Origin of the sequence: Sphingomonas sp. SORGH_AS_0950, from assembly GCF_030818415.1 — a bacterium.
GTDB lineage: Bacteria > Pseudomonadota > Alphaproteobacteria > Sphingomonadales > Sphingomonadaceae > Sphingomonas.
Genome location: NZ_JAUTAE010000001.1, coordinates 3,930,985 through 3,946,407, shown reverse-complemented (window position 1 = coordinate 3,946,407; position 15,423 = coordinate 3,930,985). Strand labels below are relative to the sequence as shown.

General features: G+C 67.6%; 10 protein-coding genes. 7 read left to right on the top strand and 3 right to left on the bottom strand.

Annotated elements, in window-relative coordinates:
• Window positions 1-13: 13 nt before the first annotated feature.
• The 5 genes from QE385_RS17925 to QE385_RS17905 are packed head-to-tail and all read left to right on the top strand — an operon-like array spanning window position 14 to window position 7,971.
• A complete protein-coding gene (locus QE385_RS17925; protein WP_373424699.1) occupies window positions 14-1,576 on the top strand; it encodes a tryptophan halogenase family protein in 1,563 nt (520 codons plus the stop codon).
• Window positions 1,573-3,042 carry a tryptophan halogenase family protein gene (locus tag QE385_RS17920; protein WP_307104181.1) on the top strand — a complete coding sequence of 490 codons (1,470 nt, stop codon included), beginning with the start codon at window positions 1,573-1,575 and terminating at the stop codon, window positions 3,040-3,042. The genes QE385_RS17925 and QE385_RS17920 overlap by 4 nt, the downstream gene beginning before the upstream one ends.
• Entirely contained in the window at window positions 3,039-4,670 is a 1,632-nt protein-coding gene (locus QE385_RS17915) for a tryptophan halogenase family protein (protein WP_307104179.1), read from the top strand. The genes QE385_RS17920 and QE385_RS17915 overlap by 4 nt, the downstream gene beginning before the upstream one ends.
• A complete protein-coding gene (locus QE385_RS17910) occupies window positions 4,667-6,472 on the top strand; it encodes a glycoside hydrolase family 9 protein (protein WP_307104177.1) in 1,806 nt (601 codons plus the stop codon). The genes QE385_RS17915 and QE385_RS17910 overlap by 4 nt, the downstream gene beginning before the upstream one ends.
• 56 nt (window positions 6,473-6,528) lie before the next feature.
• Window positions 6,529-7,971, top strand: coding sequence for a GH1 family beta-glucosidase (locus tag QE385_RS17905; RefSeq protein ID WP_307104175.1), 1,443 nt, complete (start codon window positions 6,529-6,531; stop codon window positions 7,969-7,971).
• 80 nt (window positions 7,972-8,051) lie between these two features.
• Here QE385_RS17905 and QE385_RS17900 read toward each other — a convergent pair whose 3' ends face one another.
• From QE385_RS17900 to QE385_RS17890, 3 genes are all read right to left on the bottom strand, one after another.
• A complete protein-coding gene (locus tag QE385_RS17900) occupies window positions 8,052-10,961 on the bottom strand; it encodes a TonB-dependent receptor (RefSeq protein ID WP_307104173.1) in 2,910 nt (969 codons plus the stop codon).
• A 271-nt stretch (window positions 10,962-11,232) separates the two neighbouring features.
• Window positions 11,233-12,273, bottom strand: a complete 1,041-nt coding sequence (locus tag QE385_RS17895) for a glycoside hydrolase family 43 protein (protein WP_307104171.1) — start codon at window positions 12,271-12,273, stop codon at window positions 11,233-11,235.
• A complete protein-coding gene (locus QE385_RS17890; RefSeq protein WP_307104168.1) occupies window positions 12,270-13,247 on the bottom strand; it encodes an arabinan endo-1,5-alpha-L-arabinosidase in 978 nt (325 codons plus the stop codon). Before QE385_RS17890 ends, QE385_RS17895 begins: the two co-directional genes overlap by 4 nt.
• Before the next feature lie 231 nt (window positions 13,248-13,478).
• Here QE385_RS17890 and QE385_RS17885 point away from each other — a divergent pair, with 231 nt between their 5' ends.
• The gene (locus QE385_RS17885) at window positions 13,479-14,060 is read left to right on the top strand and encodes an ANTAR domain-containing response regulator (protein ID WP_307104166.1); all 582 of its coding nucleotides are present in this window, start codon (window positions 13,479-13,481) and stop codon (window positions 14,058-14,060) included.
• The gene (locus QE385_RS17880) at window positions 14,057-15,268 is read left to right on the top strand and encodes an ABC transporter substrate-binding protein (RefSeq protein WP_307104164.1); all 1,212 of its coding nucleotides are present in this window, start codon (window positions 14,057-14,059) and stop codon (window positions 15,266-15,268) included. Before QE385_RS17885 ends, QE385_RS17880 begins: the two co-directional genes overlap by 4 nt.
• Window positions 15,269-15,423 lie beyond the last annotated feature (155 nt).

Below are 15,423 nucleotides of genomic sequence, written 5' to 3'. Positions count from 1 at the left end.
GCCAAGGCGCGGCATGACTTGGAGAATTGGCACGGGAATCGAGGCCAAAGGGGGGGATGGTAGCGTGACAACGGATCGGCTGCGGGTCGTCATCGTGGGCGGCGGGACCGCCGGGTGGATGGCCGGCGCCGCGCTGACGCGTCTCGTTTCAGGACGCTGTTCGGTACGGCTGATCGAATCCGAGGCGATCGGCGTGGTCGGTGTCGGCGAGGCCACCCTGCCCCATATCCGCGCCTTCAACGAACGGCTGGGCATCGCCGAGGCCGATTTCATGGCGCGCACCCGCGCGACGTTCAAACTGGGGATCGAGTTTCGCGACTGGGGCCGGATCGGGGACAGCTATATCCATCCCTTCGGCACCTTCGGACGCGGTTCGGGCCCGATCGACTTCCACCATTACTGGACGCGGCTGGCGCGGGAGGGGCACGCGCCGCCGCCGCTCGACCGGCTGTCCTATGCCTGCGCGCTGGCGCGCGCGGGGCGGTTCGACCATCCGGGGCGGGATCGCGAGGATCTCTCCTCGACCTTCGGCTATGCCTATCAGTTCGACGCGCTGCTCTTTGCCCCCTATCTGCGGCAATTGGCCGAGGAGGCCGGCGCGGTGCGGACCGAAGGGATGGTCGTCAATGTCGAGCGCGACGGCGAGAGCGGCCTGATCCGCGCGGTCACGCTGGCGGATGGCGAGCGGGTGGAGGGCGACCTCTTCATCGACTGTTCGGGCTTCCGCTCGCTCCTGCTCGGGCAGACGCTGGAGGAGCCGTTCGAGGACTGGTCGAAATGGCTGCCGACCGACCGCGCGGTGGCGATGCCGTGCCGGACCGAGACCGCCGTCACCCCCTATACCAGCGCGATCGCGATGCCCGCCGGATGGCGCTGGCGCATTCCGCTCCAGCATCGCACCGGCAATGGCTATGTCTATGCCAGCGACTTTATCGGCGACGACGAGGCGGCGCGCGCGCTGGAGCAGGCGGTGGAGGGCGAACCGCTCGCCAGCCCGCGCCTCTTGCGATTCAAGGCGGGGCGGCGGCGGCGCAGCTGGGTCGGCAATTGCGTGGCCATAGGGCTGGCCAGCGGCTTTCTGGAGCCGCTGGAATCGACCAGCATCTATCTGGTGCAGCAGGCGATCACCGCGCTGATCGAGCTGTTTCCCGAGCGCGGGATGGCCGCGTCGGACCGCGACGAGTTCAACCGGATCATCGACCTGGAATATGACCGGATCCGCGACTTCCTGATCCTGCATTATCACGCCACGACCCGCGACGATTCCCCCTTCTGGAACTATGTCCGCACCATGCCCATCCCGGACAGCCTGGCCGAGAAGATGGAATTGTGGCGCAGGCGGGCGCGGGTGGTGAAATATCGCGAGGGCGTGTTCCTGGATGCCAGCTGGATCGCGGTCTATCTGGGCCAGGGCATCCTGCCCGAAGGCTGGGACCCGCGCGCCGATGTCGCAAGGGCCGACGCGCTGACCCGCGCGGTCGCGGACCTGCAGGCGGAGATCGATGCCGATGTCGGCGCGCGGGCCGATCACCGCGCCTTCCTGCAACGCTATTGCCCGATGGTGGAGGCGGCATGACGGCGCGCGCCATCACGCGGGTCCTGGTCGCGGGCGGCGGGCTGACCGGCTGGTGCGCCGCCGCCGCGCTCAAGCGGCGCGCGCCGTTCCTCGACGTCACGCTGCTCGCCACCGCGATCGCGCCCGATGCGCTGGCCGACCGGATCGCCTGCACCCTGCCCTCGCTTCCCGGTTTCCAGGCCGATCTGGGGCTGGGCGAGGATGACGGGGTGACGCGTGCCGGGGCGGGCTATCGGCTGGGCACGCGCTTTGCGGGCTGGGCCGAGGGGTTGCCCGATTACGTCCATGCCTATGGCTCCTATGGCCATGCCATCGGTCCGGCCGCCTTCCATCTCCACTGGGTACGGGCGGCACGCGAGGGCAGCACCACCCCGTTCGACGGCTTTTCCCCCGCCGCCCAAGCCGCGCGTGCGGGGCGCTTCGTACCGCCGACGCCCGACACGCTGTTCGCCGCGCACGACTATGGCCTGACGCTCGACCTGGACCGGCACCGCGCGATGATGCGCGCCTTCGCCCTGCATGTCGGGGTGCGCGAGACGGTCGGCGAGATCGCCGAGGCCGCCTGCGACGCGCGCGGCTTCCTCTCCGGCATCCGGCTGACCGGCGGCGAGACGCTGGCCGCCGACCTCTATGTCGATGCGACCGGCCCGGCGGCACGGCTGCGCGGCGCGATCGACGCGGAGCGGCAGGACTGGAGCGCCTGGCTGCCCTGCGACCGGGTGTTGCTCGGCAGCCGCCAGGGGGGCGAAGGGCCGCCGGTGCTCACCCCCGTCACCGCCCATGCGGCGGGATGGCGCTGGTCGAGCGGCGGGCAGGTCGGGATCGCCTATGCCTCCGCCCATCTGTCCGATGCGCAGGCCGCCACGATGCTGGCGGACGGCGCGACACCGGACCGGCCCGTCACGATCCGCCCCGGCACCCGCGCCCAGCCCTGGCGTGGCAATTGCGTCGCGATCGGCGATGCCGCCACCCAGGTCGAGCCGCTGGAATGGTGCAACCTCCATCTGGCGCTGAGCGCGATCGACCGGCTGGTCGCGATGCTGCCCGATGCGGACATGGCCCCGGTCGAGCGCGCGGATTTCAACCGCCAGACCCTGACCGAGGCCGAGCGGGTGCGCGACTTCCTCGCCGCGCATTACCGCACCGCGTGCCGCCCCGAGCCGATGTGGCAGGCGGTGGCGCGTGCCGAGCCGCCCGCCAGCCTGGCGCATACGCTGGCGCAATTCGCCGAGCGCGGCCGCCTGCCCTTCTATGAGGAAGAGACGTTCGCGCGCGACAGCTGGGCCGCGATCCTGCTGGGTCAGGGTGTCCTGCCGCGTCGCGTCGATCCGCTGGCCGAGACCATGACCTTCGCCGAGTTGCGGGGCATGATGGACCGCTTCACCAACGCCATCGCCGCCGCCCTGCCCCGCCTTCCCGCCCATGCCGAATGGCGGGCGGCCCAGATGAGACGCCTTGCCCGATGACGACATCCCATGACCACAGCATCCGCCGGGTCGTCATCGTCGGCGGCGGCACCGCCGGATGGATGGCCGCCGCCGCCTTCGCGCGGCTGCTCAACAACGGCTATACCCAGGTCACGCTGATCGAGTCCGAGGAGATCGGCACGGTCGGCGTCGGCGAGGCGACGATCCCGCCGATCATCACCTTCAACCAGATGCTGGGGCTGGACGAGAATGAGTTTCTCGCCGCGACCGGCGGCACGTTCAAGCTGGGGATCGAGTTCGTCGACTGGGGCGAGCGCGGCGAACGCTATTTCCACCCTTTCGGACGCTATGGCCAGGATTTGCAGGGCGTCCATTTCCACCAGCTCTGGCTGCGCGAGAAGAGCCGCACGCCCGCCCTGCCCGACATCGCCGACTGGGCGATGAGCGCGGTCGCGGCGCGTGGGGGCAAGTTCGGCCGCGCCAAACCCGATGCGCGCTCGCCGATCCGCGAGCTGTTCTACGCCTTCCACTTCGATGCCTCGCTCTATGCCCGCTACCTGCGCGGCTATGCCGAGCGTGGCGGGGTGACACGGATTGAGGGGCGGATCGAGGCGGTCGGGCTGCGCCCAGAGGATGGTTATGTCGAGGCGGTGACGCTGGCCGATGGCCGCCGGATCGAGGGCGACCTGTTCATCGACTGCTCGGGCTTTCGCGGCCTGCTGATCGAGGAGGCGCTGGGCACCGGCTATGAAAGCTATGCCCGGTGGCTGCCCTGCGACCGCGCGGTTGCCGCCCCGTGCGCGCTGCCCGACCCGCGCGAACCCGATCCCTTCACCCGCGCGACCGCGCGGCAGGCGGGCTGGCAATGGCGCATCCCGCTTCAGCACCGGATGGGCAATGGCCTGGTCTATTGCAGCGAATATCTGGACGACGATGCCGCGCGCGCGCAGCTGCTCGGCAGCCTGGAGGGCGAGTTGCTGGGCGATCCGCGCCAGCTGCGCTTCACCGCCGGGCGGCGTCGGCAAAGCTGGAACCGCAACGTCGTGGCGCTGGGCCTGTCGAGCGGCTTTCTGGAACCGCTGGAATCGACCAGCATCCATCTGGTGCAGGCCGCGATCCAGCGGCTGATCGCGCTGTTCCCCGACGCCCGCTTCGACCCGGCCGAGCGGGACGAGTTCAACCGCCAGATGCACGACCTGTACGAGGATGTGCGCGACTTCATCATCCTCCACTACAAGGCGACGCGGCGCGGCGACACGCCCTTCTGGGACCGGGTGCGCACCATGGACGTGCCCGACAGCCTGGCGCGCAAGATGGCACTGTGGTCGGGCAAGGGGCGGTTGTTCCGCGAAGGCTATGACCTGTTCGGCAATCCCAGCTGGGTCGCGGTCTGCCTGGGCCAGGGGCTGGTTCCGCAGGGGTGGGAGCCTGCCGCCGACGCGCTCGACGAAAATCTGGTGGCGCAGGCGCTGGCGCAGATGCATCAGGGCTATGCCGAGACGGGGGCGCGGCTGCCCAGCCATGGCGATTTCCTGCGCGCCGTCGCGCCCTCGCCGCTGGCCCCCGCGATAACGGGCATGACGGGGGCGTCGAAGGCCGACGACACCGGCTATGATTTTGCGCGCACCGCCCCCGATGCCGGGCGGGCGCAGGGAGTGATCTTGTGAAGCGGTTCGTTCTTCCCCTGCTGGCGCTGGCCGCGATCGGTGCGACCGACGCGCCGGGGCCCCATCTCAACCAGATCGGCTTTCGCCCCGACACCGCCAAGCGCGCCATCCTGGCGCATGACGGCATGCAGCCCTTGCCCTGGCGGCTCTTGAACGAAAGCGGCGCGACGGTGGCGGAGGGGCGGAGCACGCCCTTCGGTCCCGATGCCGCCTCGGGCGACACGGTCCACCAGATCGATTTCGGCCGCTTCGCCGCGCCGGGCCGCTACCGGCTTCAGGTGGACGGGCGGACCAGCCCCGTCTTCACCATCGACGCAGGCGTCTATGCCCCGCTGGCCCGCGCCGCTCTGAACTTCTTCTACCAGCAGCGCGCAGGCGTGCCGATCGAGGCGCGTTTCGCCGGCGGGCCGCAATGGGCGCGGGCCGCCGGTCATACGAAGGAAGTCGTGACCTGCTTCAAGGGGGCGGATCTGGCGGGCACGGTCTGGCCAGGCTGCCCCTATAGGCTGGACGTCACCGGCGGATGGTATGATGCGGGCGACCAGGGCAAATATGTCGTCAATGGCGGCATCGCGCTGTGGATGCTGCAAAATCTCTATGAGGTCGATGCCGCGTCGCCGCCCTTCCCCGATGGCGCCGCCGCGCTGCCCGAGGCGGGGAACCGGATCAACGACCTGCTGGACGAGACGGCATGGGAGATGCGCTTCCTGCTGGCGATGCAGGTGCCCGACGGCCAGACGCTGGCGCTGCCGGTCGGGCGGCAGGCCGGGCGCGTCAAGCAGCTGACGCCGGTCGATGCGGGTGGGATGGCGCATCACAAGATCGCCGACCGCAACTGGACGGCGCTGCCCACCGCGCCCGCCGACGATCATGAGGAACGGCTGCTCTATCCGCCCAGCACCGCCGCGACGCTGAACCTGGCGGCGACGGCGGCGCAATGCGCGCGCATCTGGCGCGGGATCGACGACGCCTTCGCCAGACGCTGCCTGGTCGCGGCGGGCAAGGCGTATCGCGCGGCGCGGCGCAATCCCGACATCTATGCCGCGCAGGACTTCAACGGCAGCGGCGGTTACGGCGATGGCGAGCTGTCCGACGAACTCTATTGGGCGACCGCCGAGCTCTATGCCGCGACCGGGATGCCCGAACTGGCCCAGGCGCTGCACGCCATGCCGCTCCATGCCGCGCCGCTGACCGCCGAGCCGAGCTGGGGCAGCACCGCCGCGTTGGGCACCATCACGCTGGCGACCGCGACCGGAGTGGCGCCCGCCGAACGCGCCGCCGCGCGCGCCAAGCTGGTGGCACTGGCCGACCGCTTTCTGGCCGAGGAAGCGCGGTCGGGCTATCACATCCCCTTTGCCGACACCGCCTATCACTGGGGGTCGAACAGCGGCATTCTGGGCCGGGGCATGATCCTGGCGCTGGCCGCGCGCTTCACCGGGCAGGCCCGCTACCGCGACGCGGCGGTCGACACGATGGATTATGCGCTGGGCCGCAATCCGCTCGACCAGAGCTATGTCAGCGGCTTCGGGTGGAAGCCCATGAAGAACCCGCATCACCGTTTCTGGGCGCATCAGATGGATGCCCGCATGCCTGGACCGCCGCCCGGCGTGCTGAGTGGCGGGGCCAACAGCACCGTCTTTCCCGAGCCCGCCTCCGCGCCGATGAAGGGGCATTGCGTGGGCCAGCGCTGCTGGATCGACGATGCCCGCGCCTATGCGCATAACGAGGTCGCGATCAACTGGAACGCGCCGCTGGTCTGGCTGGCCAGCGACCTGACCCGGCCGGCCGCCCCGGCACGCTGACAGCCCGGGTTCACCAAGTTTCTGCAAAATTCGCTTTCAGGACAAAAGGACATTCGATGGATCGTCGTGATTTCATGAAGACCGGCATGGCGATGGGCGGTGCCGCGCTCGCCACCGGCGGCGGCACGCTGGCCGCCGCACGCGCCGCCGCGCAGACCGCCGATCTGAGCTTTCCCAAGGACTTCCTCTGGGGCTGCGCCACCGCCGCCTATCAGATCGAGGGTGCGGTCAAGGAGGATGGACGTGGGCCGACCAACTGGGACGTGTTCTCGCACACGCCGGGCAAGGTCGCCAATGGCGACACCGGCGACGTCGCCTGCGACAGCTATCACCGCTACAAGGACGACATCGCGCTGCTCAGCGATCTGGGCGTGAAGGCCTATCGCATGTCGATCGCCTGGTCGCGCATCTTCCCCGAGGGGCGCGGCAAGGTCAACCAGAAGGGCCTCGACTATTATAACCGCGTCATCGACGCGCTGCTGGCGGCGGGCATCCAGCCCAATGTCACCATGTTCCACTGGGACCTGCCCCAGGCGCTGCCCGGCGGCTGGCAGAATCGCGACACGGCCAAGGCGTTCGCGGACTATGCGGGCTTCATGGCGGGCAAGCTGTCCGACCGCGTCCACCGCTTCATGACGGTCAACGAGCTGCGCTGCTTCACCGATCTGGGCCATATGGTCGGCATCCACGCGCCGGGCCTGAAGCTACCCCCCGCACAGGTGAACCAGGTCCGCCATCACGGCGTCCTGGCGCACGGCCTGGGCGTGCAGGCGATCCGCGCCCATGCCAAGGCGGGGACCGAGGTCGGCATCGCCGACAATGCCAGCATCTTCGTCCCCGTCATCGAGACGCCCGAGCATATCGAGGCGACCAAGAAGGCGATGCGCGACGAGAATGCGATGTTCCTGACCGCCGTCATGGAAGGCCGCTATATCGACAGCTATCTCGCCTCGGCCGGGGCGGATGCGCCCAAGGTGCAGGCGGGCGACATGGCCGCGATCGGCAGCCCGCTCGATTTCGTCGCGCTCAACATCTACACGCCGACCTTCGTGAAGGCCGATGCGAGCGATCCGCGCGGCTACGTCCCCCTGCCCCATCTGCCGCAGTCGCCGCGCATGGCCTCGCCCTGGCTCTATGTCGGGCCCGAGGCCGCCTATTGGGGCGTCCGCGCGGCCAGCGAGCTGTGGAAGCCCAAGGCGATCTACATCTCCGAAAACGGCACTTCGGCCGATGACGTGCTGAACGGCACCGGCACGGTCGATGACGGCGACCGGATCATGTATCTGCGCAACTATCTGGGCCAGTTCCGCCGCGCGGCGGCCGAGGGATTCCCGCTCAAGGGCTATTTCCTCTGGAGCCTGATGGACAATTTCGAATGGGCCGACGGCTATGGCAAGCGGTTCGGCATCCATTATGTCGACTTCGCCACCCAAAAGCGCACCCCCAAGCTGTCCGCGCGCTGGTACAAGGAACTGATCCGCCGCAACGCGCTAGTCTGATCCTTCCCACATGACAAAAAACCCCGCCGATCGGCCGATCGGCGGGGTTTTCCATGCCTGTCGGCCAGGCGGGTCGGCTGTCAGAAGCGGAAGCGGACGCCTACGCCATAATAGCGGCCTTCGTCGCGCACATCGCGCGGATAGACCAGTCCCTCGCCATATTGGCGATAATTGTTGAAGGGTTTGGCCAGCAGGTTCGCGACATCGAACGCGATCGTGATTTCCTTGGTGATGTTATAGTTGAACCCGAAGTCCAGGCGCTGAATCCGCGTCGTCCCTTCCCCCTGATAGATACCGTCCGCGGTGAAGAAATTCCCGTTCAGGAACGCGTCCCGATTGTTGAAGGACAAGCGGGTGGAGACATCCCCCTTTTCATAGAAGAGAGCGATGTTGTAGGTCCATTTGGACAGATTGGGGATGGCGACGAAAGGCGGCTGCGTCGTCCCGCCCGTCGAGACGAACAGATTGGCGGGATAACGCTGCTTGCCGTCGAGATACGTCATATTGGCCTGGATGCCGAACCCGCTCCACAGTCCCGGCAGGAAGTCGAAGAAGGTCTGGCCGCCCACTTCGATGCCCTTGATCCGGCCCGCGCCTGCATTTTCCGGACGCGAGATTTCCAGCAGGCCGTAGACCGGATCGATCACGCGATTGGTATAATTGCTGATGAAGCCGTTGAGATCGCGATAGAAGACCGCTGCCGTAACCGACGCGGTCGGCGAGAAATAATATTCGACCGACATGTCGTAATTGGTCGAGGTCAGGGGCTGCAGGCCGGGATTGCCGCCACTGCCATAGGCATCAGGCCGTCCGCGCAACCCCGGACCGAACCGCGTATCCTCCACCGCGCCCGGCACCACCGCAGCCGTATTCTGCGTGATGTTGATCGCCGGGTTAAGTTGTCCGAATTCGGGCTTGGTCCGCGTCTTGGTGATGCCGAAACGGATTTGCAGCTTGTCGTCGGGACGAATGCGCAGCGAGACATTGGGTAGGACGTCGACATAGTTGGCACGGGTCGAACGCGGTTCGCTGCGCCGAACGCCATTGAACTCGACGCTGGACACACCGCGATAGGATCCCACCGTATTGACGATGCGCGTGCCGATCAGGCCGTCGAAGCGGACCGAACCCAGATAGAATTCATATTTGGCCTGCCCATAGAAGCTATAGGTCTGCTCATCCGCCAGAAAGGCCTGCAACGGATCGAGTTGGACTTCCGGCGTCGCAAAGCGGTTCAACGCATCGCGATAGCCGGTATTATCGGGGTTTCCGGCGACCAGCCGTTGAAGGGCTTCAAAGGAGAATTGCCGTAACCGGGCGGCATTGCCGGCGATCCCCTCGCGCGTCGGCATCAGCCAACTGGTGAAACCCTGGTCCCCACGAAAGGCGTTCTGGGTCAACGCCAGATCGCCTGTCGGGGTGTCGGCCAGCCCGATGGCGAGCGGTTCGGTCGAGGCATAACGATTGCCCCGACGCAGCGACGCATCGCGATCCGTCCAACGGAAACCGAATTGCAGCCGGGGAAACAGCGACACATCCGTTTCCAGGTCCAGATCCGTGCGCCATTGCCACCCCTTCCCCTTCACCCGGTAAGTGGCTTCGAAATATCCGCGCCAGATATAGTTGGCGGGATTGGTGGCGTCGAAGCCCGGCAGATCGAACGAAATGCCGTCATTGACGAAGAAGCGGACATCAGCGGTCGGCGACTTGGCAAATGCCGTGTCGAAGCTCCACTCATCCGAGCCATATTGCGACGTCGTATAGGCCAGATCGGTCGACAGATGCGCCCGGCCAATATCCCATTTCGCTCCGCCTGCGACCTGATAGGTATCGGTATATCCCTTGACCGTGCTGCGATAGGCTTCGGGACGGAAGCCCCCGGTCTTCGTCAGGCTGTCAACCTGTGCCGACTGGCCAGGGCGAAGCACGATGTTGCTGAGTGTCGGATTGCTGTCGAGCAGCGGGACGCGGAGCCAGTCATTCGCGATCTCGCCACGATAGCTTTGGTAAAGGAAATCATAATAAAGTTCGAGATTGTGGGCCGGACGCCACTGCACACTGGCGTTGACAGCGGGGCGCCAGCGTTTGCCGCTGTCATTATACACCCCGATCGCCGTCGGAATCTCGAAATTGCGCCCGACCGAACTCGGAAGGACGGTCACGCCGTCCGACGGTTTTGCCGAGTTGTTCTCGCCCCAGCGCACCGCGTTGCGATACTGGGCCTGGGTATAGGCGGCGTTGATGAGCCAGCCGATCTCGCCGATCGCGGTATCCGCCCGCTGGCTGATCTGCAGATTCCCCAGCGGGTCGAACTTCTTGGTCTGGTCGTTATAGGTTCCGCGCACGCCGCCCGCGACGGTCAGCCCCTTTTCGAAGTCGAAGGGGCGGCGCGACCGCACGTTGATGAGGCCCGCCAGCCCCGGCTCGAGCAGATCGGCTGTCCCCGACTTGTAGACTTCCAGACCCGCCAGCGCGCCCGCCGGAAAATCCTGGAGCGCAACCCGCCTGCCTTCGGCGGTGAAGATGTCGCGGCCGTTGAAGGTCGTCGCTACGTCGGGCAGGCCGCGGACCAGCACCTGGGTCACTTCGTCGCTGTACCGGCTGACCTGGATGCCGGTCACGCGCGCCAGCGATTCGGCCGCCGTATTGTCGGGCAACTTGCCGATGTCCTGCGCCACGATGGCGTCGAGGATCGCATCCGAGTTGCGCTTGATCGCCTGCGCGCTGCCCAGGCTGGCGCGGTAGCCGGTGACGACGATGTCGCGGGGATCGGCCTGATCGTCCTCCAGGCCGGTGGTCGAGGCCTGGACCGGGCTGCGATTGGGGACTTCGGAAAGATCCTGCTCGATCCCGACGGCGGTCTGCGCCTCGACCGGGGCGTTGGGATCGGTCGTCTGGGCCTTGGTCGCGGGTGCGGCGGTCTGCGCCTGGGCGGGCGCCGCCAGCAGCGCGATCGGTGCGACCGACAGCAGCAGAATGTGATGCTTCATAACCTCTCCCCTCATCGGACCCGAGTTTTCGGTGTCACCTTCGGGAGCATTTGTCTGACTATCCTTCGTGATCGTCAAGCCGTTGATGAACGAATTATGAAAGACGATGTAGTCCGTTGATTTTCCGCAACACCAGGGCACAAGGAGGGCAACGGCATGTTAGCGCGAACAATCGCTCATGCGATTGATCCGTCGCCACTAGTTCAAGTCCGCCCAGGCGAAACCCGGAAAGGCGGACACTGGCCTGACTTGTCGGTCTTAATGACCCGAATCATACCAAGGTCGGACCATTGACCAGCGGCCGTCCGAAATCGGGCGTCCCATCGGCGCGATAGCCGAAACGCTGGACGCGCGTATCGCGATTGGGATCGTAGAGGGGATCGCCGCTGATCTTCTCATAATCGCGCGCGTGATAGACGAGCACATCGCCCCCCGCCCGGTCGACGGTGAAGCTGTTGTGGCCGGGACCATAGATGTGGCGCGCGGCGTCGGTGCGGAACACCGGCTCGGGCGACTTGGTCCAGGCGGCGGGGTCCATCAAGTCGGCATCGTCGCGCGCGGTCAGCATGCCCATGCAATAGCGCGCATCGGTGGCGCTGGCCGAATAGGTCATGAAGATGCGGCCGTTGCGGATCAGCGGCGCGGGCCCCTCGGCCACCTTGAACCCCTGTATCTCCCAAGGCAGCGTCGGCACGGTCAGCCGGGTCGGCCGCGCCGCCAGCGTGGTCGGCGTCGCCATCGGCGCCAGATACAGGTTGGAATTGGTGTCGATCCCCGGCTCCTTCTGCGCCCAGGCCAGATAGCGGGTGCCGCGATGGACGAAGCTGGTCGAATCGAGCGTGAACGTATCCCACGGCGTCTCCAGCTGGCCGAGCACCGACCAGCGGCCGGTCACCGGGTCCGCACCGTCGCATTGCAGGACATAGGTGCGGATATGGAACACGTCGCCGCCGTCACCCGCCGCGACATAGACATACCAGCGGCCATCGATCCGATGGATTTCGGGCGCCCAGATATGCCCCGCCATCCGACCCGATGCGGGCCGCCGCCAGAGCACCGTTTCGGGCGCGGTCGCCAGCCCGGCGATGGTCTTTGCCCGGCGCAGCACCACCCGGTCATATTCGGGGACCGAGGCCATGAAGGTGTAGAGCCCATCGTCCTGAAGCGCGATCTGCGCATCGGCGCGCTGGCGGATCAACGGATTGCGCACCCGCTCGCCCCCGGCGGCACCGGCCCGCGCCAGAAGCGGCGCGGCGGCCAGCGCGGCGCCCCCCGCGACCAGAGCGCGCCGGGTCATCTCGATCTGGGTCATGGGTTTTCCTTTCCGATGAAGGGCCAGCCCGCCGCGTCCCAGCGCAACCGGGCGATGCGCAGCGTGGGGGCTCCCCCCGCCGCCGCGTCATAGGCATGATGGATCAGATAGTCGCGGCCGCCGCGATCGTGCAGGACACCGGCATGGCCCGGCCCGCGAAACCGGTCGCGCCCCGCCGCATCCGCCTGCAACAGCACCGTCCCGCCGCCATCCAGCATCGCGCGCCCGGCGCGGTCGACATAGGGCCCCTCGATCGCGCGCGACCGCCCGACCGCCAGATGATAGCTGCTCTTCACGCCGCGACAGCATAGGTCGAACGAGACGATCAGCCAGTACCAGCCGCCATAATCGACGATGAACGGCGCCTCGATCGCATTCGCGCCGCCCGCCCCTTCGCCCGGCCCGCGTCGTGCGATGGGTTTCGGGACCGCGCCGGGCATGGCCTTGCCGGTGCGCGGGTCGAGCCGGATCAGCTGGATGCCGCCCCAGAAGCTGCCAAAGGCCAGCCACTCGCCCCCCTGCCGGTCGCGGGCGAAGGCGGGATCGATCGCGTTATAGGCGTCGCCCGCCTTCGACGCGACGACCAGCCCCTCATCGCGCCAGCCATAGGCCGGGCTCGCCGGATCGAGCGTGGCAGAGGTCGCCAGCCCGATCACCGATTGCTGCCGACCGAAGCGCGACACCGAGTAATAAAGCCGGTAGCGGCCCCCGACCCGCGCGATGTCGGGCGCCCACATCTCGCGCGCGCCAGGCACCGCCGCCAGCGCCCAGTCGGGGATGGCAGTCAAAGGCGACGGCAACGCGGTCCAGTGCCGCAGATCGCGCGACCGCCGCGCGACCAGCGGCACCCGGTCCCGCTGCCCGGTCGAATAGCTATGATAATCCAAGCCTTCGCGGATCAGGACCGGATCATGGGCGGGCACCACATCGCCCGACAGGGCCATGTCCTGTGCGGCGACGGGATCGATGGGCATCGAAAGCAGGGCCATGCCCAGCAGCGCAGGACGCAAGGCGCACAGGCTCCGGAATCGGCGCGGCTGGCGCATGATGCTTGGCGTCCTCCCATGATAAAGCCGTGATTTTGTCCGGCTATTGATGACAGCGATATAGTCCGACATATGCGATGGCAAGCGGCTTTCGCCCGTGGCCGCGGGATCGCGTCTGCCCCTCTTGTCGCACGCCCGGCGACGCGGCACTAAGCCGTCATGCGGATCGCGATTATCGATACCAGCAGCACGCGCGCGGCGATCATCTCGGACGGGCTGCGCGAGGCAGGGCTGACCGATCTGGTGGTGATCGACCCCGGCGGGCCGCTGGCCGCGCAGGTCGAACGCGCCGCGCCCGAGGTGGTCCTGATCAACCTCGAAAATCCCAGCCGCGACGTGCTGGAGGATTTCTTCGCCATGTCGCGCGCGCTCGACCGGCCGATCGCGATGTTCGTCGACCAGTCGGAGCCCGAGGCGACGATGGCGGCGGTCGATGCGGGCGTGTCCGCCTATGTCGTCGACGGCCTGGCCAAGCAGCGGATCAAGCCGATCCTCGACCTGGCCGTTCGTCGCTTCCAGGCCTTTTCCCGGCTCCAGACCGAATTGGCCGAGGCGCGGACCGCGCTCGCCGACCGGCAGGTGATCGACCGGGCCAAGGCGATCCTGATGCGGCGGCGCGGGCTGGACGAACCCGCCGCCTATGCCTTGCTGCGCAGCCATGCCATGACCACCAACCGCCGCATCGCCGACGTGGCCGAGGCGATCGTGACCAGCGAGCAGTTGATGGGAGACCTGCCATGACCGCCGAGACGTTCCGTATCGGCTTTCTGCCGCTGGTCGATGCCGCCCTGCCCATCCTTGCGCGCGAACTGGGCTTTGCCGAGGCCGAGGCGGTCGAGATCGAACTGGTCCGCGACGTGACCTGGGCGGCGGTGCGCGACCGATTGCTCTATGGCCATACCGACGCCGCGCATCTGGTCGCGCCGCTCGCCATCTCCACCGCCTTGGGGCGCGACCGTCCGGCGGTGCCGATGGCGGTGCCCTTCGCGCTGGGCCTGAACGGCAATGCGATTACCTTTTCGACCGCGCTGGGCGAGGCGGTGGGCCTGGGCGAGACGCTAGGCGATCCGGTGGCGATCGGCGCGGCGCTGAAGGGTGTGGCCGAACAGCGCCGGGATGCGGGCAGGCCGCTGCGCTTCGGCGTGGTGCATCGCTATTCCAGCCATAATTACATGCTGCGCTACTGGCTGGCGGGGGTCGGCATCCGGCCCGACGCCGATGTCGAGATCCTGGTCACCAGCCCGCCCTTCGCCGCCGACGCGCTGGCCGCCGGAGAGGTGGACGGCATCTGCGTCGGCGAGCCGTGGAACTCGATCGCGGTCGATCGTGGCGTGGGCCGGATCGCCCTCGCCACCGCGCAGATCTGGCGACGCGGGGTGGAGAAGGTGCTGGCGCTGCGCGGCGACCGGGCGGAGGAGCGCCGCGACGGCGTTCTCCGGCTGATCCGCGCGCTCCACGCGGCGGCCGCGCATTTCGTCGATCCCGAGACGGTCGAACAGAGCGCGACGATCCTGTCGCGCCGCGAATATCTGGACGCGCCGGTCGATGCGGTCCTGCGGGCGATCACCGACCGCATCCGCGTCGTACCCGGCGGCGAGCCGGTCCATTATCCCGACTTCATGTTCCAGTATCGCGAGGCGGCGAACTTTCCGTGGCGCAGCCAGGCGGCCTGGCTCTATGCCCAGATGGTGCGGTGGGAGGGGCTGCCCTTCTCCGCACAGGATGCCGCGACCGCACAGGGCGTGTTCCGCCCCGATCTCTATCGCGCCGCGCTGGCCGGATCGGGCGCGCCGCTGCCGGGCGCCAGTTCCAAGCTGGAGGGCGCGCTGGTCGAGCCGATCGGCGCGGGCTCGACGCAGGGACGGCTGGTGCTGGGCAGCGACCGCTTCTTCGACGGCCGCGCCTTCGATCCGGATGACATTCCGGGGTATCTGGCGGGATTGCCCTGACGCCCCTTCCCGGCGCGAGGGAGGATCGATTGCTGCGATTGCGAAAGGGACTTGCGCCGGGACCGCGAATCAGGCAATTTTCCATTCGCCCGGCAATGGCGTCGGGCACGAGATAGCAGCGAATGCCGCTCCAACGACGGGGTAGCACGCTGGCG

Coding starts and splice junctions, on each gene's coding strand:
- QE385_RS17925 (WP_373424699.1), top strand. CDS start 14: ATGACTTGGAGAATTGGCACGGGAATCGAGGCCAAAGGGGGGGATGGT.
- QE385_RS17920 (WP_307104181.1), top strand. CDS start 1,573: ATGACGGCGCGCGCCATCACGCGGGTCCTGGTCGCGGGCGGCGGGCTG.
- QE385_RS17915 (WP_307104179.1), top strand. CDS start 3,039: ATGACGACATCCCATGACCACAGCATCCGCCGGGTCGTCATCGTCGGC.
- QE385_RS17905 (WP_307104175.1), top strand. CDS start 6,529: ATGGATCGTCGTGATTTCATGAAGACCGGCATGGCGATGGGCGGTGCC.
- QE385_RS17900 (WP_307104173.1), bottom strand. CDS start 10,961: ATGAAGCATCACATTCTGCTGCTGTCGGTCGCACCGATCGCGCTGCTG.
- QE385_RS17895 (WP_307104171.1), bottom strand. CDS start 12,273: ATGACCCAGATCGAGATGACCCGGCGCGCTCTGGTCGCGGGGGGCGCC.
- QE385_RS17890 (WP_307104168.1), bottom strand. CDS start 13,247: ATGCCCATCGATCCCGTCGCCGCACAGGACATGGCCCTGTCGGGCGAT.
- QE385_RS17885 (WP_307104166.1), top strand. CDS start 13,479: ATGCGGATCGCGATTATCGATACCAGCAGCACGCGCGCGGCGATCATC.
- QE385_RS17880 (WP_307104164.1), top strand. CDS start 14,057: ATGACCGCCGAGACGTTCCGTATCGGCTTTCTGCCGCTGGTCGATGCC.